Annotated in this window: 24 protein-coding genes; 9 read left to right on the top strand and 15 right to left on the bottom strand. The window is 32.6% G+C overall.

Features of this window, described 5'->3' with window-relative positions; all coding sequences use genetic code 11:
* Nucleotides 1-29: 29 nt before the first annotated feature.
* Together NCC77_RS18960 and NCC77_RS18955 are read right to left on the bottom strand one after the other, a co-directional pair.
* A complete protein-coding gene (locus NCC77_RS18960) occupies nucleotides 30-1,739 on the bottom strand; it encodes a tetratricopeptide repeat-containing sensor histidine kinase (RefSeq protein WP_250837006.1) in 1,710 nt (569 codons plus the stop codon).
* A 66-nt stretch (nucleotides 1,740-1,805) separates the two neighbouring features.
* A complete protein-coding gene (locus tag NCC77_RS18955) occupies nucleotides 1,806-1,988 on the bottom strand; it encodes a hypothetical protein (protein ID WP_250837005.1) in 183 nt (60 codons plus the stop codon).
* A gap of 568 nt (nucleotides 1,989-2,556) precedes the next feature.
* On the opposite strand from NCC77_RS18955, the gene NCC77_RS18950 reads away from it, so the two are divergent.
* Together NCC77_RS18950 and NCC77_RS18945 are read left to right on the top strand one after the other, a co-directional pair.
* Complete coding sequence (locus NCC77_RS18950) at nucleotides 2,557-3,186, top strand: hypothetical protein (protein WP_250837004.1); 630 nt, start codon at nucleotides 2,557-2,559, stop codon at nucleotides 3,184-3,186.
* A 364-nt stretch (nucleotides 3,187-3,550) separates the two neighbouring features.
* A complete protein-coding gene (locus NCC77_RS18945; RefSeq protein WP_250837003.1) occupies nucleotides 3,551-3,913 on the top strand; it encodes a hypothetical protein in 363 nt (120 codons plus the stop codon).
* A 121-nt stretch (nucleotides 3,914-4,034) separates the two neighbouring features.
* Here NCC77_RS18945 and NCC77_RS18940 read toward each other — a convergent pair whose 3' ends face one another.
* From NCC77_RS18940 to NCC77_RS18905, 8 genes are all read right to left on the bottom strand, one after another.
* Nucleotides 4,035-5,387: a GH1 family beta-glucosidase gene (locus NCC77_RS18940; protein ID WP_250837002.1), complete on the bottom strand. Its 1,353-nt coding sequence runs from the start codon at nucleotides 5,385-5,387 to the stop codon at nucleotides 4,035-4,037.
* 211 nt (nucleotides 5,388-5,598) lie between these two features.
* Nucleotides 5,599-5,808 (bottom strand): hypothetical protein, encoded by a 210-nt coding sequence (locus NCC77_RS18935; protein ID WP_250837001.1) that lies wholly within the window; start codon nucleotides 5,806-5,808, stop codon nucleotides 5,599-5,601.
* A 10-nt stretch (nucleotides 5,809-5,818) separates the two neighbouring features.
* On the bottom strand, nucleotides 5,819-6,232 hold the full coding sequence (locus tag NCC77_RS18930) for a hypothetical protein (RefSeq protein ID WP_250837000.1): 414 nt from the start codon (nucleotides 6,230-6,232) through the stop codon (nucleotides 5,819-5,821).
* 94 nt (nucleotides 6,233-6,326) lie between these two features.
* The gene (gene yidD, locus NCC77_RS18925; protein ID WP_250836999.1) at nucleotides 6,327-6,608 is read right to left on the bottom strand and encodes a membrane protein insertion efficiency factor YidD; all 282 of its coding nucleotides are present in this window, start codon (nucleotides 6,606-6,608) and stop codon (nucleotides 6,327-6,329) included.
* Nucleotides 6,609-6,839, bottom strand: a complete 231-nt coding sequence (locus NCC77_RS18920; protein WP_250836998.1) for a hypothetical protein — start codon at nucleotides 6,837-6,839, stop codon at nucleotides 6,609-6,611.
* 155 nt (nucleotides 6,840-6,994) lie between these two features.
* Nucleotides 6,995-7,663: a response regulator gene (locus NCC77_RS18915; protein WP_250836997.1), complete on the bottom strand. Its 669-nt coding sequence runs from the start codon at nucleotides 7,661-7,663 to the stop codon at nucleotides 6,995-6,997.
* Nucleotides 7,664-7,669: 6 nt separating this feature from the next.
* Nucleotides 7,670-9,364: a tetratricopeptide repeat-containing sensor histidine kinase gene (locus tag NCC77_RS18910; protein WP_250836996.1), complete on the bottom strand. Its 1,695-nt coding sequence runs from the start codon at nucleotides 9,362-9,364 to the stop codon at nucleotides 7,670-7,672.
* Nucleotides 9,365-9,418: 54 nt separating this feature from the next.
* Nucleotides 9,419-9,607: a hypothetical protein gene (locus NCC77_RS18905; protein ID WP_250836995.1), complete on the bottom strand. Its 189-nt coding sequence runs from the start codon at nucleotides 9,605-9,607 to the stop codon at nucleotides 9,419-9,421.
* A gap of 379 nt (nucleotides 9,608-9,986) precedes the next feature.
* Here NCC77_RS18905 and NCC77_RS18900 point away from each other — a divergent pair, with 379 nt between their 5' ends.
* Together NCC77_RS18900 and NCC77_RS18895 are read left to right on the top strand one after the other, a co-directional pair.
* Complete coding sequence (locus tag NCC77_RS18900) at nucleotides 9,987-10,985, top strand: hypothetical protein (protein WP_250836994.1); 999 nt, start codon at nucleotides 9,987-9,989, stop codon at nucleotides 10,983-10,985.
* A gap of 118 nt (nucleotides 10,986-11,103) precedes the next feature.
* On the top strand, nucleotides 11,104-11,520 hold the full coding sequence (locus NCC77_RS18895) for a lipocalin family protein (protein ID WP_250836993.1): 417 nt from the start codon (nucleotides 11,104-11,106) through the stop codon (nucleotides 11,518-11,520).
* A gap of 89 nt (nucleotides 11,521-11,609) precedes the next feature.
* On the opposite strand, the gene NCC77_RS18890 is transcribed toward NCC77_RS18895, so the two are convergent.
* Complete coding sequence (locus tag NCC77_RS18890) at nucleotides 11,610-15,629, bottom strand: PAS domain S-box protein (protein WP_250836992.1); 4,020 nt, start codon at nucleotides 15,627-15,629, stop codon at nucleotides 11,610-11,612.
* Between the two features lie 12 nt (nucleotides 15,630-15,641).
* Nucleotides 15,642-16,088, bottom strand: coding sequence for a response regulator (locus NCC77_RS18885; protein WP_250836991.1), 447 nt, complete (start codon nucleotides 16,086-16,088; stop codon nucleotides 15,642-15,644).
* Nucleotides 16,089-16,591: 503 nt separating this feature from the next.
* Between NCC77_RS18885 and NCC77_RS18880 the strand changes: the two genes are divergently transcribed.
* Nucleotides 16,592-18,037, top strand: coding sequence for a glycosyltransferase family 2 protein (locus tag NCC77_RS18880; protein ID WP_250836990.1), 1,446 nt, complete (start codon nucleotides 16,592-16,594; stop codon nucleotides 18,035-18,037).
* A gap of 209 nt (nucleotides 18,038-18,246) precedes the next feature.
* Here the strand turns inward: NCC77_RS18880 and NCC77_RS18875 are convergent, their stop codons facing one another.
* Both NCC77_RS18875 and NCC77_RS18870 read right to left on the bottom strand, forming a co-directional pair.
* The gene (locus NCC77_RS18875) at nucleotides 18,247-18,954 is read right to left on the bottom strand and encodes an AAA family ATPase (protein WP_250836989.1); all 708 of its coding nucleotides are present in this window, start codon (nucleotides 18,952-18,954) and stop codon (nucleotides 18,247-18,249) included.
* 29 nt (nucleotides 18,955-18,983) lie between these two features.
* Nucleotides 18,984-19,715 (bottom strand): YggS family pyridoxal phosphate-dependent enzyme, encoded by a 732-nt coding sequence (locus NCC77_RS18870; protein WP_250836988.1) that lies wholly within the window; start codon nucleotides 19,713-19,715, stop codon nucleotides 18,984-18,986.
* A gap of 161 nt (nucleotides 19,716-19,876) precedes the next feature.
* Here NCC77_RS18870 and NCC77_RS18865 point away from each other — a divergent pair, with 161 nt between their 5' ends.
* Nucleotides 19,877-20,140: a DUF2024 family protein gene (locus tag NCC77_RS18865; RefSeq protein ID WP_250836987.1), complete on the top strand. Its 264-nt coding sequence runs from the start codon at nucleotides 19,877-19,879 to the stop codon at nucleotides 20,138-20,140.
* Nucleotides 20,141-20,461: 321 nt separating this feature from the next.
* On the opposite strand, the gene pdxR is transcribed toward NCC77_RS18865, so the two are convergent.
* The gene (gene pdxR, locus NCC77_RS18860; RefSeq protein WP_250836986.1) at nucleotides 20,462-21,871 is read right to left on the bottom strand and encodes a MocR-like pyridoxine biosynthesis transcription factor PdxR; all 1,410 of its coding nucleotides are present in this window, start codon (nucleotides 21,869-21,871) and stop codon (nucleotides 20,462-20,464) included.
* 203 nt (nucleotides 21,872-22,074) lie between these two features.
* On the opposite strand from pdxR, the gene NCC77_RS18855 reads away from it, so the two are divergent.
* The 3 genes from NCC77_RS18855 (at nucleotide 22,075) to NCC77_RS18845 (ending at nucleotide 25,075) form a co-directional block, all read left to right on the top strand.
* On the top strand, nucleotides 22,075-22,668 hold the full coding sequence (locus tag NCC77_RS18855) for a murein L,D-transpeptidase catalytic domain-containing protein (RefSeq protein WP_250836985.1): 594 nt from the start codon (nucleotides 22,075-22,077) through the stop codon (nucleotides 22,666-22,668).
* A 510-nt stretch (nucleotides 22,669-23,178) separates the two neighbouring features.
* Entirely contained in the window at nucleotides 23,179-23,772 is a 594-nt protein-coding gene (locus tag NCC77_RS18850; RefSeq protein WP_250836984.1) for an RNA polymerase sigma factor, read from the top strand.
* 154 nt (nucleotides 23,773-23,926) lie between these two features.
* The gene (locus tag NCC77_RS18845; RefSeq protein WP_250836983.1) at nucleotides 23,927-25,075 is read left to right on the top strand and encodes a FecR family protein; all 1,149 of its coding nucleotides are present in this window, start codon (nucleotides 23,927-23,929) and stop codon (nucleotides 25,073-25,075) included.
* Nucleotides 25,076-25,123 lie beyond the last annotated feature (48 nt).

Here is a 25,123-nt window from a genome sequence, read left to right as displayed (position 1 = left end):
CTTTCAGAAATCTTCTGAAAGGCTTTTGTTTATTTAGGGATTGCTATTTTAGCTTTAAAACCGTTTTGGGGTTCTGTTTCAAATTCGATGGTTCCTTTAACGGTCTGAATGCGGTGCTCCATGTTTTGAAGTCCATTTTTAGAAATCTTTGTTTTCTCACAGCCAATTCCGTTATCGGTGTAGTTTATTAGGATTGATTTCTGATCGCTATCAAATTTTATCACAACCAGACTTGCTTTACTATGCTTTTTCATGTTCACCATTAATTCCTGTAAAACTCTTCCAATGGTGATTTTCTTTATCTCATCTACATCTTCCCAATTTACACTTTCTAAATTAGTGGCAATGATGTTTCTCTCAGCCGTGTTGTAGGCAGAAAGCATTTCTTTTATGCTTTTGGTAAAGTCTTTACCCGTTTCAATCTTATTATTTTCTTTTGAAATTCCTCTTACGCGACCATAAATGTCATCCAATTTCTGGAGAAGATTCTCTTTGGTGTTTTCTACAGCCAATGGCTGAGATTCTGCAAAAGCAATTACTTGGAACACATCATTCGCCAATTCGTCATGGATTTTTTTAGAAATTCTGGTTTCTGTATCGTACGAACTTTTAAATTCGATAGCCTTGTTTTTGTTTTTATAATAGCGGATTAAAATTGCAATTAGAATGACTAAAAAGACAAATACAATTACAAATACAATTCGAAGATATTTGGCCTTTTGAAGAGATAATTGATTTTCTGCTTTTTCTAAGCGTAGTTTTTCATTTTCGTCTTTTTCTTTTTTGGAGTCGTACTTAATTTTGGCAGATTTATTTTTAAAATTATTTCGAACCTTAATAATGCTGTCATTTAATGTAAAATATCGTTGTACGTATTTACTAGTATTTGGGCTGTGGTCATTTGAAACAAGTATTTGAAGCGCTTCTAATCTTTCATCCACACTATTCAATTTTGTAGAAATTTTGTAAGCTAAGAGAGCATTTTCATCTGATTTTTGAAGATCTTTTTTAGAGTAATAGTCTGCAAGGTGGAGATAACTTTCAATGCTGCCATAAGTATCTTTGATTTCATTTCTTAATTTTAGACCTTCAATCATTAAGTAAAGCCCCTTTTCATGCAATCCGTTTTTAAAATAGGCATATCCTAAATTGTCTTGTGTTCTGGCTTTAGAACGTGCCCTAGATTTCTTTTCTAAAAATTTCTGATTTAAAATGAACTCTAGAGTGATAATTGCCTTATCATATTTTTTTTGATGGATATAAACCGCCGCAATATTGCTTAATGGGATGTGTTTATCTTCAAGATCTTTGGAATCTTTGACAGATTCTTTATAGTAAAAAATAGCATCGTCGTAAAGAGAAAGTTCTTTATCTGCAATGCCTAATGTATTATTTATACAGCTAATATAATCCTTACTTTTTTTAGCATAAGGTAATGCCTCTGTAACGGTTTCTTTACTGCCATAATAGTCTCCGTTGATTTGTTGAATAGCAGCCATTTGAATTAATATATATGAAATATTGGCACTATCTTTTAAATTTTCAAAGAGAACTTTCGATTTATTAAACTCATAAAAAGCAGTATTGAAATTTTGTTTTATATAATTTTCATCTGCCTTTTCTCGTAAATCAAGGGCTTTTTGTCGTAAAGTTTCCGTATTAGAATAAACAGTCTTTTTTTCCTCGCAGGAAAAGAGAAAAAGAATTATAATAAAATAAAAAAACGGGGACCGTAACATATAAATTTACTTTCCCCGAAAATAACAATAATAAATTAGATACTAAAAAATATATAATTAGCAATTTTATGGTTTTCCTGGTCCTTTTGGACCGTCACCAGGTCCGTCTGGATCTTCTCCATCACCACCAATAGATAGATTAGCACTCTTTTCAACTTTCTTTTTAGGTTGAGTCTCATACTCATCAGGAGTACAAGAAAATATCGTGAACAATAGCGTGAAAGCTATAAATAGTATTAGTTTTTTCATTTTAATTTAATTTAGAAATTAGACATAGGTATGGCTGTCTGGATTTAACCAGATCTTGGAATTGCGATACCAAAATTGTTTTTTTGGGGAAGTAGATCGTGTAGACCTGTAAGACGTAATTTATACTTCCCGAATAAACTCGGTCTTACGGTTTTCCACAATGTTAATTAGAACTAGTTTTATATTTTTGTTTTAGTCTGCAGACAAAACTTGAACTAATTTCTGATGCAAAGTAAAGGCGCTTCTAGATCACTGTTGATAAGGGATTCCCGGAATTCCTGCGTTTTCCTGAGATTCCCGAGAATTCCCAATAAAAGAAAATGAAAGGCCTATTTTTTTAAATTAATTGTTATTTAATTCTAAACAAATCTCTATTATTATAGATGCAATAAGTCCGTCAAAAGTTGGTTGCGAACAGTAAAAAAAATATATAAATAATATAGAATTGGAACAAAAATTGAAAGTGCTGGATAGAGTTTAATAGTAGAAGTCGAAAATAAAGGCATAGAAGAAAGTTTTGGTGAAAAATGAAATTAAAGAGTCTAAACAAGTTCCTAAAAAAGGCAAGATGAATAATACATTAGAAGCATATAAAAAGGCGATTAAAATTAAATATGAAATCGAAAAGGAGGGAGAATATTTTGATTTTCTGTACAGCCCTTCGCGCGGGAAACTCCGCGATCTGTGTTGGCTTATTTTTGAAGATAATCCGACCCAAGACGATTTAAATGTTTTTAGAAATTTATTGTGCTTAGATTTTGACCATACTCAAAAGAATAAGTTTAAAGATCAAAAAGACAAGTTTAGGCCTATTGAAACTTTCTTTAAGGGGGAAACAGATCCATCAAATATTGATGCGATAAATCTTGCCGCAGTGATAGTCGATTTTCAGCCGCGCCCTTTTAAAAAGTTCAATGAAAAATGTAGAATTGAAGAGGCGAAACAAATGAAAAGTGTCGTTAAAGAGGTAACGGTTGAAATTGAAAATAATGGCATAGAGAAAAAGGTTTTGGTGGAAAATGAACATGAAGAGTCGAAAGAAGTTCTTAAAAAGAGAAATTCTTTATTTGATTTAGCAGATGAATTTTCTAAAAAAATAGTTCAGAAAATACAACCAGAAAAAATAATTATGGTTGCAGTTGGTGCAGTCGCACTGGTGTCGTCTGCGTGTATAAACATGGTGAAGAAAAAAGAGTAGAAATAAATTCTAACCGATTTTTGACTGCATTTTGAAAAATAAAATGCGTGAAGCGATAAAAAGAATAATTTTTTGAGGTGTGATTTGGGTAGTTAAAAAGTACGTTTTTCGGCATATATTTACTGTTATTTACACTATAAAGATAAGAAAAAAATCCCGTTAAACCTAATAAAAATCAATGAAATAGCGCTTTTTTTTGTCTAAAAAACGTGTTTTTTTTCGATAATTTGAAACCCACTTATTGGTCATTGAGAAGACAGAAAAAGTTGCTTTTTTGGGCAGCCGAATTGCAATAAAATTATCTATATTTATAAAATTAAAATAGATTTCGAATCTACCAGTATCAGTTACAAAAACATCATTTATGAAAAAGCTTCTATTACTCCTAATCGTTTTATGCACCGTCAGCTGTAAAAAATATGTTGTCTCATTTGAACAGCCAACCAATATGAAATTGGACAATATAAAACTAGAAGTGTATATAGATAAAGAAAAAGTTCAAGACATTAGTTTAAAAGCTACAGAAGCATTACCAACTTACGAAACAGTCGGACTGTCAGTTTCGGGCGAAGGAAAACATTTGCTTCAAGTTAAAGTAAAAGATACAACCTTTAGTTTTGATGTAAAATATCCCGAGGAGAAATTTATCAGGATTATAACTAACTTAAAACCTAATGGGAAAATCCATGTTGGAATCTTAAAACAGAATTATAAGTATAAGTCTTAATACTATATGGGTCTAGTTTTTTAAAAGCAAATAGCATATAGATAAACACAAAGTTCGCAAAGCTTTAAATAGCTTTGCGAACTTTGCGTTTATTCTTTGCGTGCTTTGCGGTTAAAAAAAATCAAGATAAAAAATCCTTAAACCACAATCCAGAGTTTTTTATTGTTCTTTTTTGCGTCTCAAAATCAACGTGAATTAATCCGAATCGGGCATTATATCCTTCTGCCCATTCAAAATTATCGGTTAGAGTCCAGACAAAATAGCCATCGACATTTAAGCCGTCTTGTTTTGCTTTTAAAATCTGTTCTAAATTGTCCTGAATAAAATGAGTTCGTTTTATATCGTGTACTTTTCCGTTCTGAACGGTGTCAGGAAAAGCAGCGCCGTTTTCAGTTACAATGATTTTTCTGATTCCGTCATATTCATTAAACTTTTTGAGAATATGATACATTGCTGGCGGATAAACTTCCCAGCCCATATCGGTAGCAATTACATTTCGCTTTTCGGCACTTACTAATTCGGCACCGATATACGGAATCAACATGGACGATTTTACCACTTCACGAGTATAACATTGCAAACCAATGAAATCGAAATCGAAATCGAGATTGTTTAAATCGTCTTCTAAAATGTAATTATTGAGTTTTTTAAGAACCGGAAGATCTTTCTGCGGATAACCTAATCCTAAAATGGGTTCTATAAAAGTTCGGTTTAATAAAGTATCGACACGTTTTGCGGCTTCAACATCTTTTGGGCTTTCTGTGGCAGGTTCAATATGCGTGCACGAAAAAGTGGTTCCGATATTCGCATTCGAAATTCGTTCTCGAATTATTTTGGCTCCAGCAGCAGTTGCAAGCGTAACATGATGCATGGCTTTTAGGTAATTCGAAATTCCTTTTTTGCCTGGTGCGTGAATGCCTAAAAAATAACCTGCGCCTGTAAAGACAGAAGGTTCATTGATTACCATCCAATTTTTTACACGATCGCCAAAATACTGTACGCAGACTTCAACATAATCTTTAAACCAAGAAACAGACTCTCGGTTTGTCCAACCTCCTTTTACTTCTAGATCGTGTGGTAAATCCCAATGATAAAGTGTTATCCAAGGTTCGATTCCAGAAGCTAGAAGCGAATCTATTATTTTGTTGTAATAATCGATTCCTGCTTGATTAATAGGATGAACGCCTGTAGGCATAATTCTCGGCCAGCTGATAGAAAATCTAAAATTAGGAATATTCAATTCCTTAATGAGACCAATATCGTCCTGATAATTGTTGTAGAAATCGCAAGCAGTTATGGCATGATGACCGTTTTTAATTTTCCCTTTTTGAGAAGTAAAAACATCCCAGATAGAAGAACCTTTTCCGTCAGAATCATGCGCACCTTCAATTTGGAAAGCGGCAGTTGATACACCCCACAAGAAATCTTTACCAAATTGGTTTTTGTTCAGAAATGAGCTTTCAATTTTATTCATTCAATCGTACTTTCCTTTATTTATAAACTATTTATTAATGTAGGAAAGAAGATTGCATAGCTCTTAAGAAAAGCCATTCTTTGAAAGAAACTAGAAAATTTAGATTGAATAATTTCATGACGATTAGTTTTATATCAAATTAAAAAAACTAATGTGAAATTATTGTAAAGCCATTATTATCAAATGATTAAATATTAAAATGGGAAGATCTTTAATCTTCCCATCCGCAAAGTGTCAAGCCTAAACCTTTAGCCTGTTTGAGAGAAGTTTTTACCGTACCGTGACTACAAGAGCTTAAGCCACGACAATTTTCATTATAATAATATTTTTTAGCCCCAGTAGGTCCGCAGATAAAAACGTTGTCTTCTACAGGATGAAAAGAAGTGCAAAAAATAAAAAATAAGAGTAAAGTGTATTTCATTAGTTTGTTTTTATTTGACAACTAGATTATATTCGTTTCCTTTTTTATCAATAGCTTTTAGTTTTCCGTGAGAAACCCATTCGGTATTAATTTCCAATTCTGGAACACTATCTGTTATTAAAATTCCCGCACCGTATTTTCCTTCTGTATTAATGTTTCCAAAAACCGAATCGCCTAGTATGTTTATTCCCTTTACATGATAGTTGTACTTGTAATGTCCGGGATGCCCAGTTCTGTATTCGTATTTATAGACAGGATTTACATGATATGTTTTGGCCTCTTCTGCCGTAATAGTTTTGCGGTCGTCAGCGCTAATAGCGCTTTTGTAAATTGAATTTACTTGCGGTAATGGAGGCGGAGCACTAGCCTTTTGGCAGGAATAAAACGCAAATAATAAAAGTAAGATGAGGTAGTTTTTTTGCATAGGCGATGGGGTATTTAGTTAGGTTTAAGAGCGTATTTGGTATCGATAAATCTAGTTAGAATTAAGTTTTTGAAAATGAGTACTTATACGTGATTTAATTAATTAATCTATCAGCAATTTCCTCTTTGCCAATTACTAGTTGAGAAGGAAGAATCATCTGGATTTCGTTATCAATTGGATTATGAAAAATTGAAAAATTTCCTCTACAGTTTTTATATCGAAAATAAAATGCTTTTAAACCTTTTATAAATCCTTCTTTTTGAGTTATTTCAAAAACATGATTTGAGCAGGATTTTTTAAAAATGCATTTTCTTCTTTTAGATTGAGGAATTAAAATCCAATACAATCGAATAATTAATACAATGAAAATTTTCATTTATTTTTGAAAAACAATTAAATGAGTGAAAAGTGTCTGAGCTGGTCTTGCTCCGAATCCGAAACATCCCATTTCCGCATTAACAAAAGTTGTTATGTTTTCAACTCTTACATATTTCCAATCTTTTTCTGTGTAATATTTAATAGCACTTTCTAATTGTTCTGCAATTTGTGAAGATGTGTTTTTCTTTAAATCGATTGAAGCTGCAAATGGTACGACTTTGTATTCCATAATTTTTGGGTTTAATTGATTATTAAATTGATTTATTTTTCAAAAGTAAAACCAATCAAAACCAGTATTTTACGGAAATCCATAATTCATAAATTTTTAGAAGAAAGAATAAAAAAAGCTCCCGAAGGAGCTTTGAAAATGGAGTAATAAAGAATTTAAATAATTCCCATATCTTTTGTGATTGAAACCAAATGAACGGTATTATTTGCCTTGAAAAAATCTTTCAGTTTTGATAACCTTTTTTCCATCGCACTTTTGCTATTTGGTTTAATGTCGCTGGTTTTAAAAATTTCGATAATGTCATCCTGAGATGTTCCAGCAGACAAATACTTTAAAATTTTAATATCGACATCGTCTATTTCGTAGTTGCCTTTTTCCTGTAATGCAGAAGCAACTTCAGGAGAAATAAATTTTTGGTCAGAAGTTGAAATGATTGAAAGAGCTTTTTTGAGATCTTCAATACTGTTTCTGCCTTTTAGCACAAAAGCATTAATGTCTGAATCTTCAAAAAGTGATTTTATACGAACATTTTTATCTTCAACCGAATAAGCTATAATCTTAATATTGGGTTGCAATTCGCGAACTTTTTGAATTAATTCGTCGCCACTTCCAATTTTTACTTCACGATGGTCTTTTTTAAACGAAAGATCACTAATCAATAAATCAAAAGGTTCATTATCCTGAATAGCTTTTCTTATTTTTAGAAAGGCATCATCACAATATTTTGCATGCTGAAAATTGACAATGTTGAGGTCGCTCAAAGTTTGTTTTACGGCTAAATTGAATTCTTCAAAATCTTCGGCAATAATTACTTTTTTAAACATAGGCTCTTATTTAGGCATTGTTATTTTTACTTTGAAACCTTTATTCGGTTCAGTGTCAAAAGTAATAGTTCCTTTTAAGGCCAAAATACGGTTTTCCATATTTTGCAGACCATTTTTTATAATTTTTGATTTTTCGCAGCCTTTACCAATATCGCTGTAGTCAATAAAGAGCGAATTGGAGTTGGAATTAAATTTTATGGATACTACAGAAGCTTCGCTATGCTTTTTCATATTAACCATTAATTCATGCAAAACTCTCTGAATGGCAATCTTTTTTAAATCCTCAACCGATTCCCAATTTATTTTATCGACACCATTAATAATAACGTTTGTTTGACTGCTGTTATAAGTCGAAAGCATTTCTTTTAAATTGTTTGGATAATTTATGCCTGTATCAATATCATTATTTTCCCTAGAAATTCCTCTAACTCGCGAATAGATCGTATCGAGTTTTTGAATCAAAGTTTCTTTTATGCTTTCATTTTCTAAGGGTTGTGTCTGTGTAAAAGCAATGGCATTGAAAACGTCATTTGCCAGCTCATCATGAATATCTTTCGCAATTCGGGTTTCGGTATTATACGCAGTTTCTATTTTTTCAATTCGATTTCGGTTCTGGTAATATTTTCTCAAATAAAGCAATAATAGAAAAAGCGATGTAATACCAATTATAAACAATATCTTTTGGTATTGCGCTTTTTGTAGCGCAAGTAAATTTTCTGCTTTCTCTAATCGCAGTTTCTGATTTTCGTCTTTTTCTTTTTTAGAATCGTATTTAATTTTAGCAAATTTGTTTTTAAAATTGTTTCTGACTTTGATTATGCTATCATTTAAAGAAATATATTTTTTGCCATATTTTGCGTCAGATCCATTAGAAATAAGAAAAGATAATGCTCTTAGTCGCTCGTCTATGCTATTAAATTTAGTTGCAATATCATAAGCTTTCTTGGCATATTCGTTTGATTTTTGCAAATTGGTTTTGGAATAATACTCGGCTAAATGCAAGTGGCTTTCAATGCTTCCATATAGATCATCAGCTTTTGTTCTTAATTCTAGAGCTTCATTCATTAGTTCAAGTCCTTTTTCATTTGATCCTTTTTTGAAATAGGCAAAACCTAAGTTATCGATAACTCTTGATTTACTTTTTACAAAATTATCTAACGCTTTTGTTTTTAAAATGGACTCTAAAATTTTAATTGCCTCGTCGTAGTTTTTCTTTTTAATATAAACCACAGCAATATTATTTAAAGGAGATTGTTTCGCAACCTGATCGTTTGCTACTTTTATCGCTTCGTTATAATAAAAGATGGAATCGTCATAAATAGAAAGTTCTTTATCGGCAATTCCGAAAAAATTATGGATTGCAGATTTGTAAGTTTTGTCAATTTCAGCATAAGGTAATGCTTCTGTTAATGTTTCTTTACTTCCATAATAATCACCATTTATTTGCTGGATATTTGCCATCCGAATTAAATTGTAAACAATATTTAAACTGTCTTTAGAAGCTTCAAAGGCAATTTTTGATTTGTTAAAAAGGTAAAAAGCATTATTATAATTGTTCTTCAGGAATTGATCTGTAGCTTTTTCTTGTATAAGTTTTGCTTCTTTGCTTGATTTTTCTGGTTGGACTAATATGCTAGTTTTCTCTTCGCAAGAAAAGAAAAGAAGAAAAATAAAGAAACAAAAAAACGGGGATCGTAACATAAATCGTACTTTCCCCGAATTTAGCAATTTATTGAAAACAACAAATTTTATTTGTTATTTTTTTGGTGGATTAATGTTAGTAGGATCATCACCAGGGCCATCTGGTTCACTTGCTTGCCCTTCTGATGGAGTTTCTTTTTTTATTTCAGTTTTTTGTTCTGAAGATTCTAATTCATCAGCAGTACAAGAAAATAATGTAGTTGACAATAGGATACACGCTCCCCATAAATATAATGTTTTCATTTTTTTAAAATTTAAAAGTTGAACAGGGGTATTGCTGCCTGAAATCTTTTTCAGGTTGGTTTTTAAATGGCAATACCAAATTTTGTTTGGGAAGTGAAGTGCGTAGAACAGTAAGATTTTCATCTATACTTCCCGGAATAAAATCCGTCTTACGGTTTTCCGCACTTGGTGCATAAACTAGTTTTGTACATTTGTTTTTGACCTGCAGATCAAAGCGCTAACTAATTTTGTTGAGGCAAAGTAACAACCGTTTTGAGCCTGCATTGAGCAGAAAGTCAGGAAAGTCGAATGTTTTTTTTGAAAGTCAGGAGAAGTTCCAGAAAGTCATAAAAAGTCAAATAAAGTACTTTAGATAAAGTTTTAAAAAGTTCAAATGCCTATGCCAACCATTACTTTTGAAGATTATAAAAAAGCGATTAAAGCTAAATATGAAGAAGAAAAAAATGGAGAATATTCTAATAATTTGAATTCTCCTACATCCGCAAATCTTAGAAATTTGTGTATAAAAAGATTTGAAACAAATAATAGTAAAGATGACCTAATTACTTTTAAATCTTTTTTTGATTTTCCATTTGATAGGGATAATAGAAATCTTTATGGAGAAATTGAGTTAAATAAATTAACAGCAGTTCGTAGATTTCTTTTGAATGTGACTGAAAGTCCTGCGGAAGATACTGTTCAATTAGCCGCAATATTAGTAGATCTTCAGCCTAGACCTTTTAAAGAGTTTCAAAAACAACTTGATCCAGATGAAGTGAAATTGATAGAAGAGTTAAGAGATACTAATCATGATAAGAATGGATTTTTTTCTGATATTTTGCCTGATAAGGTGGAAACCGAAAAATTTCCTGAGTTAAAAAATGATGAGGTAGAAAAAGATAAAAATGAAGGAATAAAGCAAGATGAAGCTGAAGAAGTAGAACAAGATGAAAATCAGGATTTGGGAAAAATTCCAACGGGTATATTTACTCCTATTAAGAAAGTAGGAGAAGGTGGGACAAATTCTGGATTAAAAAGATCTTTAATAATTGCAGCTTTTCTCTTGGGACTAATTTTAATCGTTTACTTAAACATGTCACAAAAAGATTGTATGCAATGGATGGGCGATCATTATGAAAAAATAGAAAGGTCTGACGACGGTTATTGCGATACTTATTATGATGCCAGATATTTTGATTTAAAGAAGATTGAAGTATGTGATACGACTGAGTTTTTTGATGATATTGGAAGAGCAAAAGTTTGGTATATTAAGATTGGAAACTCTGTAGAATGTTATAATCAACATGCCCCTTATCCTGAAAATACACAACGATTCTTAAAACCAATTACGCAGCATATAATTGATAAGTATTTGTCAAACAGACCAAAATGCAATTAATTTTTAAAAATTCCTAAAATGCGATTTATGTAAAATATTCCTAAAATCATGGAATTATTTGTAAGTATATCCTTTTAATTTAGCATTATTGAATTAAATAATTAAAAAACAAACAAACATGAAAAAAAGAAGCATATTATTCGTATTAGCCTTAAGCGCGGGAATGTTCGTAACCTCTTGTAGTAGCGACGATAATGAAGGAGAAACAATTGTACCAATTCAAGGTAAATATAATCTAAGCCAAAGAGGAACAATTGTAGATGGAAAAGAAGTATTGGTTGACGCACCAGAAAATGCAGCAGGATGTAATAGAGATTATTTAGATTTAAGATTAAGTAATGCAGCAGTTATTGGTGATTATAGTGGATCTGATTGTGCTTTAACAGAAACTACTGGAACTTATGTAAGATCTCATAACGATTTGACTATTACTGTTGGAAATTTAAGTTCAACAAGCGATATCATGAACCTTACTAACAAAGAACTAAAAATTAAAGACAAAACAACTGGTATTATTACTGTTTATACTAGATAATAAAATTGTTTTGAGATAATTTCAATTTGTTTTGAAATGAAAAACGGAAACTTCAATTAAGAAGTTTCCGTTTTTTTTATGAAGTAAAATTAATTTGCAGGAATATAAATGTCAAAAGAAGCTCCTCCGTTATGAATGCCAGAAGCGGTTATAAGTCCGTTGTGGTTTTCTACGATTTTTTTTACAATAGCCAACCCGATTCCTGTGCCGTTATAGCGATCTCTGCCATGAAGACGCTGAAAGACTTCGAATATTTTTTTGTTGTATTGCGCTTCAAAACCAATTCCGTTATCTGAAACTTTAATGTGGCAATATTTTTTGGACGGAATCAGTTTTTCTTCTTCGAAATCTTGACCCAGTGCAATTGTACTTGTAATTTTAATTAAAATAGGAATTTCAGGATTTGAGAATTTCAATGAATTACTGATCAAATTATATAGTAATTGTTTGAATTGGAATGGAATAACATCAACTTCAGAAGTTTCTCCAATTTCAATTACGGCGCTTTTCTGTTCTAGTTCTTCGGTTAAATCTTCTTTAACCTCCATAATAATTTGGCTCAGATCTGTTTTTACAAAAATGCGTTCTTGACTATTTGTTCTAGAATAAGCCAATAAATCATTAATTAAAGTCTGCATTCGCTGTGCGGCATTCTGCATTCGTTTAAATTTATCTTTTCCGTTTTCAGATAAATTTTCCGATTCTTTATCGATAATCTGCGAAGCAAAAGTCTGTATTTTTCGAAGCGGTTCCTGCAAATCATGACTGGAGATATAAGCAAAGGACTGAAGCTCTTTGTTCATTTCTTCCAATTCATTGTTTTTCTGCTCTAGCTCGAGTGCATTCATTTGTAATTTATCATCGGCTTTTTTTCTTTCATTTAAATCGTGCGTCACTTTAGAAAAGCCAATAACATCGCCTTTTTTATTATGAACAGCCGTTATCACTACGCTTGCCCAAAACAAGCTGCCATTTTTACGTACGCGCCATCCTTCATGAATCACTTTTCCTTTTTCTCTTGCAATTTGCAGAAGTTTTTGAGGCAGATTATTTTTTTGATCTTCTTCGGTATAAAAAATAGACAAATATTTGCCGACAATTTCTTCAGCTTTATAGCCTTTTATTTTTTCGGCACCAGCGTTCCAATTTTCAATAATACCTTCACGGTTGAGGTACAAAATAGCATATTCCTGAATTTCTTCGACCATTAAATGATAACGTTCTTCACTTTTTCGGAGTGATTCGTTGATCTGAATGAGTTCTTTTGTACGAGCAGTAACCTGCTGTTCGAGTTCGTGAGTAAAAGCTTTTTCGGTATGAATGTCGGTAAATGCGCCAACCCATTTTAAAATTTTATTATCAGGACCCAAAACAGGTTCGCCAATAACGGTATGCCATCTGTACGAACCATCTTTTCTATGCATGCGTACATCGCAGCGATACATTTCTCCGGTTGCAAGAGCATGCTGCCAGATTTTCACATTCTCGTCAAAATCATCAGGGTGAATCATTTTCTGCCAAGAACCTTCGGTTCCAGGCTCTATCCCGGTATATTCAAACCATTTTCCTGAGGTAAAAAGTGCATTTCCTTCTGCGTCGGTTTCCCAGATTAACTGCGGAATACTTTCGGTAAGCGAACGGAATCTCTTCTCGCTTTCTTCGATTTTTTTTCTGGCTTCGACTTTTTCAGAAACGTCAATTAATGTCATTCTAATTCCAGAAATCGAATTGTCACTTTCGCGCAGCGGGGCAAATTCAAAATCAACATAAAATTGACTGTCGCCATTTTCATTAGCAATAAAAAGTAAAGATTCAGATTCTGAATACACTTCGCCAGATTCGTAAACTTTACTTAATAACTTAGCATATTTTTGTTTGTTGAGTTCGGGAAATAATTCTAGTATTTTTTTCCCTTCAACTTCGGATACTTCTCTTTTCCAAATATTATGCAGTAATACAAAATTGGCCATTTCGATTACAAAATCTTCTCCACGTAAAATGGCTTTTGGAACAGGCGACTGCATAATAAGATTGCGCAGTTTCTTTTCGCTTTCTTCGATTTTCTGCTGGTATTTTTTTTCTTCGGTAATGTCGCGAATAGTTCCAATTAATTTTTGAGGCTGATGGTTTTCATCATAAAAAACTTTTCCTTTTCCTTCAATCCAATGTATAGATTGATCTTTCCAGATAACGCGAACTTCGTAGTTTAGAAAACCAGAACTTAAAGCTTCTTTAAAGCCTTTGTTTCGAATATGTAAATCATCAGGATGAAGATGTGCCAATAATTCTTCGTGAGAAAGCATTACATCTTCGGTATAACCGCCAAGAATTTCAAGATATCTTTTAGAGTAAGTCGGAATTCGGGTCTTTACATTCAATTCCCAAGTTCCCAATTCGCTGGCTTCTACAACAATTTTAAGACGATCTTCGTTAAGTTCGATTTTTTTTCGAGCTTCCACTTTTTCGCTTACTTCGGTAACCGTAACCAAGATTCCCGAGATTGTTCCGTTTTCTTCTTTTAATGGATGATAAAGAAAATCAAAATAAGATGTTTCTATTTTTCCGTATCGGTTCAAAGGAACAGGAACTTCAATTCCATGAAACGGAATTCCAGTTTTTAATACATTGTCTAATAAATCGCTAACGGTTTCTTTTACTTCTGGAAGAGAATCATACAATGGTCTTCCGACAAAAGATTCCTCTTCTCGAGCTACAAGTTTAAGATAGGCTTCATTGGCCATTTCCACAATATATTCTGGGCCTCGAAGAATTGTGATGCCAACAGGGGCTTGTTTTACCGTATTACGGAAACGTTTGTCGCTTTCTTCAATTTTTTGTTTTGCTAAGTATAAATCTGTAATTTCTACAGCGGTATTCATTACACCATAAATTTTACCAGTCAGATCATATAAAGGCGTAAAGCTGTAATTGAAATAAAAAGATTGTAATTTATTATCGATCACAAGATCAATACGAGAATTTCTTGAGTGAAAAGATTGTCCGGTTTCAAACACCGATTCAACTTGTTCAAATACCGACTGGTTTTGTAGTTCGGGGAGAATTTCTCTGTAGGTTTTTCCAATTACATCTGGGCCTTTCCCCCAGATTTTTATAATAGATTCATTTGCGAGTTCAATACGCATTTCTTTTCCAACATAAACACCAATCGGGAAAGGGGCGTTTTCAACCAGCTGTCTTATTTTTTGTTCGTTTTCTTCCACTTTAGCACGAGCCAAAACTTGAGCGGTAACTTCTGTAGCAATTGCGGCAACGCCAGAAATACTTCCGTCTTTTTCGCGTAAAGCTTCGTAAACAAAATTGATATAAGTATTTTCGGTTTGACCGTTTCGATTTAAAGGAATAAAAAGTTCTTCTGTGATGACTTTTTTCCCAGAGATAAAAACGTTTTGCAGAATTTCATCAAGTCCTTGTTTTTTTAATTCGGGAAGAACTTCAAAAATAGGTTTATTAATAATGTTTTCTGCTTTTGCATCCCAAAGCCTCAGCATTTGGTCGTTAGCGATTTCAACGATATGATTTTCACCTCTAAAAATGGACATTGCCACCGGAGCTTGCATAATATTATTGATGAATCGTGCATTGCTTTCATGCAAAGCGTCTGCAACGATTTTCTTTTCTGTGGTTTCGATAACGGTAACCAAAATACCTCCAACAGATCCATCTTCTATTTTTATGGGACTGTATGAAAAATCAAAAAAGCAATCTTCTGTATAGCCATTTCTATTAAGTGGCACTTTAAAATCGGGGAAACTTACCGCATGTCCTTTCATGACATCGGTAAATAGAGGTCCTATGGTGTCCCAGATTTCTGCAAATGTATCTTTAGAACTTCCGCCTAGAGCTTCTGGATGTTTAGAAGAGCCCAAAATAGGACGAAAGGCATCATTATAGATTTGAGTATAATTTTTTCCCCATGCAATGTACATTCCAAACGGATTGCCCAGCATCATTGCAGTCATTGTTTTTAAACTTTGAGACCACTTTTCAGGATTACCCAAAGGGGTTTTACTCCAATCTGCGGAACGAATTAATTCTCCCATTTCTCCACCTTCGGAAAGAAAATAATGTTCCTTTTGTTTGCGGTTCATTTTCAGAGAGGATTAAGGTTGCAAAATGAAATTAGCTCTTTCGGGCTGTTTGAAACTATTTTCGGGTGCAATGGTCAGTGCTTTTTCTATTACATTTTTGAGTTTAGAAAATTCTCCAGGCTTTCGAATATAAAATGAAGCGCCTTTTAGATATAACTTATCAACGATTTCGCTGTCTAGCGAAGTAGAAAATATAATAATTGGCAGATTTTTTAAGTTTTCGTTGTCTTTTATTTCAGCCAGACATTCCAAACCATTTTTTAGTGGCATGTTTAAGTCTAAAAAAAGAACATCAGGAAGATTGGTAATATTACTTTTTAAATAATTCATCAATTGCACGCCATCGTGTACTACTGATAGAGTAGTGCTAATTGTTATTTCGTCGAGAGCTTCTTTAAAGAAAAGGCAGTCATCTTCGTCATCATCAGCCAATAAAAGATAATAATGCTCTTTGGTCATTTTTTAGTCTCCTTAAAATTTAGTGTTTGAATTTTACTAGGATAAATTTAACTTTTTTCAGTAAAACTTCTTGTTTTTTTATGAAGAATGTTTTTTAAAAGACGTAAATAAACGGAAAATTAGATTGTTTTCTTTCTTTTATGCAATTTTAGTTTAGTAATTACGTTTTATTCATTCTTGTTATTTTATGTTTTTAAGACATGCTTTTTGAGATTCGTATTTCTTTTACCAAATAGAACAGAAAATACTGTAAACCCTTCTGGAATCTCACTTCTTTCATTTAAAAAACATCTTTTTAGTGTATACCCGTATCCAAAAAGTGTGAAATAATTACACACTCTTTTTTGGTCTTGTTTTTCTAAATAGCTCTATACCAGTTTAAAACCGTATTGGCATGCCGCTTGCAAATTGTGTTAATGTCAAAATCTCTAATGTATCCGTTTTTGAAAGGAAGAAGATTTTGCTAAAAGCCCAATTAAGGAAATTAAAAAAGGAGTATAAGCATGAAAAGCGAAACAATTATCTCAGAACAATTTTATGCGAACAGCAGTTCAGCTATCAGCGAAAAAACATTAAACGGTTCTTTTTTTAGAACCAACGAAAAATCACAAAAAGTACATGTAGAAAGACCAACAAGTCCTTTCGGATTAGCGGTTCTTATTGCAACATTCTTATTATTAATTGCAGGTGTCTTTATGGTAATCCAATTGCAAGACGATTTCGAACAATTTCATTTTGAAAGAATTGCTTCGACTTGGGGATTGCCATTTTTAATAATCACAACAATATTGTTTTTCTATCAAACAGGAGTTTTCTTATATAGCTCTTATTTGTACTTAAGATATAAAGCAATTCCGTCGGTTTCAGACGATTTATTGCCAACGTGTACGATTATCGTTCCAGCATACAATGAAGGAAAACTAGTTTGGGACACTTTATTGAGCCTTGCAGAAAGCGATTATCCAGCAGAAAAATTACAGCTTTTGGCTATTGACGATGGAAGTAAAGATGATACTTGGTATTGGATGCAAGAAGCAAAAGCAAAATTAGGAGATCGTGTAACGATTTTTCAGCAGCCTAAAAACCAAGGAAAACGCCAAGCGTTATACAGAGGATTTAAATTAGGAACAGGAGAAATTTTTGTAACTGTAGATAGTGATTCTATTGTAAAAAAAGATACTCTAAGAAACCTAGTTAGCCCATTTGTAGTAAACAAAAAATGTGGTGCCGTTGCAGGAAACGTTCAGGTTTTGAACAACAAAAAAGCGATTTTGCCAAAAATGCTTAATGTAAGTTTCGTAATGAGTTTCGAATTCCAACGTTCTGCGGAAAGTGAATTAGGTTCTGTATTATGTACACCAGGTGCTTTGGCAGCGTACAAAAGAGATGCCGTTTTCAACTGTCTTCCAGAATGGATCAACCAAACTTTTATGGGTCAGCCATCAGATATTGGAGAAGACCGCGCTCTTACCAATATGATTTTGAAACAAGGTTTTGAAGTGAAATTTCAAAGAAATGCAGTGGTATTAACCAATGTTCCAGAAGAGTATAAAGGATTATACAAAATGTTCATTAGATGGGCAAGAAGTAACGTTCGTGAAAATCTTATGATGGCAAAATTTGTTTTCAAAGATTTTAGAAAAGATTCAAAATTTGGACCAAGAATGCTGTTTTTAAATCAGTTTTTTAAAATTGCAATGACGTATCCATTTCTATTGTTTATGTTTTACTTTATCGCGGTACACCCCGTGTTATTTTTAAGTTCAACATTAATGGCAATCTTAATCTTTTCAAGTTTTTCAATGTTATTTTACGCAAAAAGATATACACTTTCAGAATCTTTCTGGGCTTATTCTTACAGTGTTTTTTACACTTTCAGTTTATTCTGGATTGCGCCTTATGCCATTGCAACAGCCAACAAAAAAGGCTGGTTGACAAGAGGACTATAAATTTAGTACACTATTCATTCTATTATATAAAACTCCGCCCAATGAAAACCCGCTGTAGTGTCAGCGGGTTTTTTTATTATAGCATTTTCTAAAATTAAAATTCACGCATCAATTTACGTTCCGTAGGAACGTTTCATCGGTAGAAAAAAAATGGCGTCCAATTCAATTACGTTCCGTAGGAACGTTTCGTTGGTGAAATTTGAGAATTTTTATGTGTTAGAATCTAGTGCAGCAATAATCTGCTTTTTCATCGTGGTATTGATATAATCTAAAGCTTCGGCATAAGAAATAGAATAGCGTCTTTCGATATTCTGGAAATGTTCAGGAAAACCGTTCAAGATTTTATCATAATAAATATCCAACTGTTTTTCTGAAGGCATTTCATATTTCAAACGAAGCTGAAATCTTCGCAGTAAAGCGCTATCTATTATTTCGTAATGATTGGTTGCGCAGATCAATAAACTATCTGAAGGGAAATAATCAAAAAGCTGGATTATAGTGTTGACCAAACGCCTCATTTCGCCAACATCTTTGTCATCGCTGTCACGGCTTTTTCCAATTTGGTCAAATTCATCTAAGAATAAAACGGCTCTTTCACGAATAGCTTTATCAAAAATAGCTTTTAAGTTTTTAGAAGTTTCGCCTATCCTAGAATCGACAACAGTGCTGAGGTTGACAATGATAATCTTTTTGTTTAAAGTATGGGCAATCGCTTTTGCGGTTGTAGTTTTACCGCAGCCAGAATTACCGTGCAGTAAAATCTTGTTATCAACTTTAAGATTATATTGCTTTAATTCTTCGATATATTGATGTTCTTTGATAATCTGAAGCAAAGCAGCTTTATTTTCTTCGCTAAAAAACAAATCGTCTAAAGCAATTTTTTCAGTATCAATTACGGTAAGATCATTCAGGTTCATCTACTTTTAATTTGCTGCAAAATTAAGTTTTATTCTGCAATGTTTTCGTTCCAGATTTCTTTTCCTAAAAAACGGTTTCCAAAAATTGACGTGCCAATTCTTACCATATTAGAGCCTTCTGCAATGGCGAGTTCCAAATCTTGAGACATTCCCATAGAAAGTTTTAAGTCTTGTAAGCCTTCGATCCTTTCTGAATAAATCTCATCTCGTATGGTTCTTAGAAGTCGTAACGACGGAATCATTTTTTCTTTTTCAACATCCAAGAGCCCAATACTCATTAAACCTTTAATATTCAAAGTTTCGTACGTTTTTATTTTTTTAATGAAAGATAAAACGTCTTCTGGTGCCAATCCGAATTTGCTTTCTTCGTAAGAAGTATTGACTTGAACAAAAACATCCAATTTTCTATTTTGGTTTTGAAGCTGTTTGTGCAATTCATCAGCCAAATTGATTCTGTCCAAAGATTGAATGCAGGTAACATATTTCAAAACATCTTTTACTTTGTTCGTTTGGAGATGTCCAATAAAATGCCTTTCAATAGGTAGGTTTTTCAACACCTCATTTTTATCTCGCAATTCCTGCATTTTGTTTTCGCCCATTAAAGTTTCGCCAGCTTCTATCGCGATTCGTATTTTTTCGGCAGGAACAGTTTTGGTTGCCAATAAAAGCTGTACATCTTCAGGATTTCTTTCAGCAATCTTACAAGCATTTTCAATGCGTTGATGCACTTTAATTAAATTAAAAATAATATCGTTTTTCATATTGCAAAATTAAATGGAAACCACAAAATTCTACTGGACCAGTACATCTCAAAAAATGAAAAAACTGGATGATTTTCAACTTTTAAATCCAATGTAAATTTGCATCATAAAACAATAAAACTTAGTCCCTTAGAGGCTTAGTAACTTAGAAACTAAAAAATATGAAAATAGCAGTTTGGGATACCTATGTAACCCGTAAAGACGGAAAAATTATGCACTTTGATATTTTGGTAGACGAAAATGTTAACGATGCAGAGCAGGTATACGAATATGGAAAAAAGTACCTGAAAAGTGTTGCACAAGAAGGACAGACTTTGTCTTCTAAAGAATGTCGTTTTTGCCATATTGATAAAGCGCCGATTGAAGTAGAAAATCAGATTCTCGAAAATGGGTTTTCTATTATAGAGATGGAAAACTGTAACTAACTTAATTGAACGCAGATTTTACGAATTTGCTATCGCGAAAACGCGGATTTACACAGATTTTAAAAATCAGTTTTTTTTCCGCGTCTTTGCGATAGCAAATTCGTAAAATCTGCGTCTAATTTTAGTTTCTATTTTTTGAGACATATACTTTATCTAATTTTTAGTCTTTTATGTATAGTTAATTGAACACTGATAAAACAGATTCGCTATCGCGAAAACGCGGATTTACGCAGATTTTAAAATCAGTTTTTTTCCGCGTCTTTGCGATAGCAAATCCGTAAAATCTGCGTCTAATTTTTAGTCCCTATTACTAAAATTTTTTCACAACAATTTAGAAAGCGCTATAATTCCCTCTTCCATTTGTTTTTCTGAAAGAGAAGCATAGCCCAAACGAAACCCTTTAATCGTTTCATCAAAACTAAATCGGTTTGGACTCATAATTTGAATGTCTTGCGATTTTAGCTTTTCAAAAATTTCTAAAACATTACAATCTTCTTTTGGAACAATCCAAAATGCAAGTCCGCCTTCTGGTTTGGTGAACGTAATTTTATTTTGAAGATATTGATTTAACAAGTTTTCGAAGAAGTCTCGTTTGCTTTTATAAACCAAATTGGCTTTTTTAAGATGACGCTTTATTTTGCCTTCATTAATAAGGCTTAAAATTGCTTCTTCCATAATATTGTCACCTTGGACATCGATGATTTTTCTATGATTTCCAATCTTTAAAACGTTCTCATGCGAACTGACTAAATATCCAATACGTAGCGCAGGAGCTACAATTTTGCTGAAAGTGCCAATATAAATATAGTTTTTCAGACCCGAATAACTCGAAATAGGAAGTATTGGTCTTAGTCCGAAATGAAATTCATTATCGTAATCGTCTTCGATAATTGTAAAATGATATTGGTTGGAAAGTTCGATTAATTTTAATCTCTTTTTTAGAGACAAAGTAACAGTAGTTGGAAATTGATGATGGGGTGTAACATAAATGGCTTTTATATTTTTATGCTGCAAATATTTTTCGACTTGATCGATATCCAATCCGTCCGATTCTATATTTACAGGAAGTAGAGTTGCACCTGCATTTTCAAAAGCTTCCCAAGCTGGTTTGTACCCAGGATTTTCAACCAAAACAAAATCGCCTGATTTTAAAATGCAATGAGAGGCAAGATACATCGCCATTTGGCTTCCTCGTGTAATACAGATTTGATCGTGCGAAATACTCATGCCGCGTTTAAAATTGAGCATTTGAGCAATGGATTTTCTAAATTCTAAATTTCCCAACTCGCTGCTGTAACCCATAATCTGCCAGCGTGATTTTCGGCTAAATAATTCGCGATACGCTCTAGCCAAATCATTCATTGGTGCCAATCGGCTATCAGGAAGTCCATCATCAAAAACTAAAAAACTTTTAGAATCTTCAATTTGAACTTTTTGCTCTTTTTTATTTTCTGACGAATGACTGATTTTTGGCAACGATTCTGTTACAAAAGTTCCTTTTCTGTCAATGGTTACTAGCCATCCTTCGGCAGTTAAAACATCTAAAGCTTCTACAACAGTATTTCGATTTACTTTCAGTAATTCAGCCAATTGTCTGCTTCCTGGCAATGCATTTCCGTTGACCAGTTTTCCTGTTTTGATAGCGTCAATTACAGCATCGGCAATCTGCAGGTAAATCGCTTTATCTGATTTTTTATCTAAATGAATTTGTAATGGCCAAGGTCGAAGCATCTGGACTGTTTGTTTTTGCTAAATTTAGTTTATTCAGTAGTCCAAAATTAACCTTTTTTAATGGAATAATAGTGATATTTATGCTAAAAGAAATACCTTATTCTGTTGTTTTTTAGACTTTTAGGAAACATTTTTTCGGAACTCTCATTTTAATTTTGCATTGTCAAATAATTGATTTTGAATGTTTTAAAAATGAAAGGTTTATGAAAATAGTAAGTATAATAATCCTAATAACAGCGTGTGTTTTTGGCAACCCAAAACCAAAAGAAGAAAATGCGATAGAGGATTCTGATATAGAACGTTTTAATCAACAGATTGAAAATGTAAAAAAAATGAGCGCTTCTGGAGTTTATAATTCTAAAATCGCATTTTTTATTGATATGAGAATTAAATCGGGTAAAAATAGATTCTTTGTTTATGATCTTGAAAACGACAAAGTAATTGATGAAGGTTTAGTAGCAAATGGCGCAGGTTCTGAAACGGGTGTAAAAGGAGAATTGAAATTTAGCAACGAACCGAATTCTAAATGTACTTCGCTTGGATGTTATGCAATAGGAAAATCGTATAGAGGAATGTTTGGAAAAGCTTATGTTTTAAAAGGGCTAGACCAAACGAATAATAATGCCGTTAAAAGAATGATTGTATTGCATTCGTATTCGGCAGTTCCAGAAGGAGAACAGGATCATTATATTGCCCTTAGCCAAGGTTGTCCCATGGTTAGTGAAGTTTTTTTTAAACGACTTGAAAAAATTATTGACAGTTCAAAGTCGAATATTATCTTGAATATTTATTATTAATTAGAAAGAATTGTTTTTTAAGGGAAACTAAATTTGAATGCAGAAACAGATTCGCTATCGCGAAAACGCAGATTAACAGAGATTTTTAAAAATCAGTTTTTATGTGTGTCTTCGCGATAGCGAATCTGTTTTTATTCGTGTCTAATTTTATGTTTCTTTTTTATTTAAGAAATTTTGAGTTAAAAAAGATAGCCTGAAAAGACTCAATTTTATATTTAAAGAAATTGGCTACGGTATTTTTTTGAAATTTAATAAAAATACAATATTAACGCAACAGCGTTTTAAATCTATTATTTTAAAATATTCATTTTATTTTAATCCTGAATCTTACTTAAGCTTAAAAAACATGAAGGTTTTATGGGTAGAATTGAAAAATTTATAAGGTTTTTTTATTTATGAAATTATGTTTTCTTGCAAAAATAAAGATGTGTTGATGGGAACAAATTAGGATTATTAACGGAATTTATTAAGTTTGTTGCGAATTATTCAATCTCCATAAACAACCAATCATTGCCAAATTCAATTTTAAATCAGGATCAGATTTTAATCGATCGTCTTCGCGACGGCGATGAATTGGCATTGACAGAATTGTATAATAAATTTTGGCAGGCCCTTTTTATGTCTGCTTACAATGTGATTAAAGACAAAGAATTGTGCGAAGATATTATTCAAGATATTTTCATGAATATCTGGCACAACCGCGAAAAAATCGAAATTCATATTTCACTTAAAGGGTATATGTATGCCTGCGCGAGATATCAGGTTTTTAATCATTTGAGAAAAAATAAAGACAAAGTTCACGTCGAACTTTTTGATGATGTAGAAAAACGTTTCTTATCTACAACTCCAGAAACGCAATTAATGCACAACGAATTGGTGCAACAGCTGAATTTAATTATCGAATCGCTTCCAGAAAAATGCCAAGCCGTTTATAAGCTGAGTCGTGAAGAACAGCTGAGTCATAAAGAAATTGCCGAACGACTTAATATTTCTACAAAAACAGTCGAAAACCATATTACAAAAGCTTTGAATACCATTCGCACTTCGATGGGCGAAAGCATGAGTATGGCCATCATTTTATGGCTCACAAAAAATATCTTTTAGCGGAAATAAAAATGCAGTGGTTGGTGATGATGTGTGGTTTTTTCTTCTTTTTAATTCTTTTTCAAAAAAAAATCAAAAAAAAACAATTTGGACTAGGGGGTATATTCCTTTTTGGTTACTTACTCTATATACTCCCGAAATAATACAATAAAAAATGAAAAAAGAGGATTTCTTACTGTTACTAAATAGATATCTTTCCGGTGATACCAATCTCGAGGAGAATAATAAATTATTGAATTATTATGAAAGTTTCCAGACAGATAAAGATTGGGACGAAGCTTTGGGTTCTAAAGAAGAATTAGAATTTAGAATGAGAAACCGTCTTCAAAATGCCATTCAATCTGAAGAAACTCCAATAAGATCAATACAGCCATTTTATACTAAGACAGCTTTCAAATTGACTGTTATGGCGGCATCATTATTATTGCTGATTTCAATTTCATTAATCATTAATAAAACAAATCCGCTTAAGATTGAGACTCCGCAAGTGGCGCACAAAGAAATCTTAATTGGAAGCGATAAAGCAACTCTGACTTTAGAAGACGGCTCTGTTATAGCCTTAGAAAAAGGAAAATCATATACCAAAGGCAATGCTTCTAGTAACGGAGAAAAGTTAGTTTACAATTCAAACGGAAAATCTGCAGCAATTGCCAATAACCTTTTAACGATTCCGAGGGGCGGGCAGTTTTTTGTACAGCTGGCAGACAGTACCAAAGTGTGGCTGAATTCGGAATCACAATTAAAATATCCTGTTGCTTTTGTTGATGGCCAAACCAGACAAGTAGAATTGGTTTATGGAGAAGCTTATTTTGAAGTATCTCCAAGTACCAAACATAAAGGTTCGAGATTTAAAGTAAAAACTGAAAATCAGAATGTAGAAGTAATTGGAACCGAATTTAATATTAAAGCTTATAGAGACGAATCTGCTATTTATACCACTTTGGTCAAAGGAGTTGTAGCAGTTAGCAATACTAGTAAAAAACAAATTCTGACTCCAAACCAGCAATCTAAAATAACAGAATATAACGGAAATATTAATGTTTCTGAAGTTGATGTCTATAATGAAATTTCTTGGAGAAAAGGTTTGTTCGTGTTTAAAGGAATGCCTCTAAAAGATATTGCGAGAGTATTGTCAAGATGGTACGATGTTGATATTGTCTTTGCAGATCCAGCGCTTGGCAATGTCAAGTTTAATGGGGTTTTAAATAAGAATCAGAAATTGGAAGACATATTAACCACGATCAAGAATATTAATTTTATTAATGCCTATGAGAAAAAAGACAATAAAATTATAATCAAATAAAAAAGAAAAGGGATTAAAGTTTAGACCTCTCACCGTACTGCGCTTTAT

The sequence above is a fragment of the Flavobacterium tyrosinilyticum genome (assembly GCF_023656565.1).
Taxonomy (GTDB): domain Bacteria; phylum Bacteroidota; class Bacteroidia; order Flavobacteriales; family Flavobacteriaceae; genus Flavobacterium; species Flavobacterium tyrosinilyticum.
This window is presented reverse-complemented; position numbering and strand designations above follow the sequence as displayed.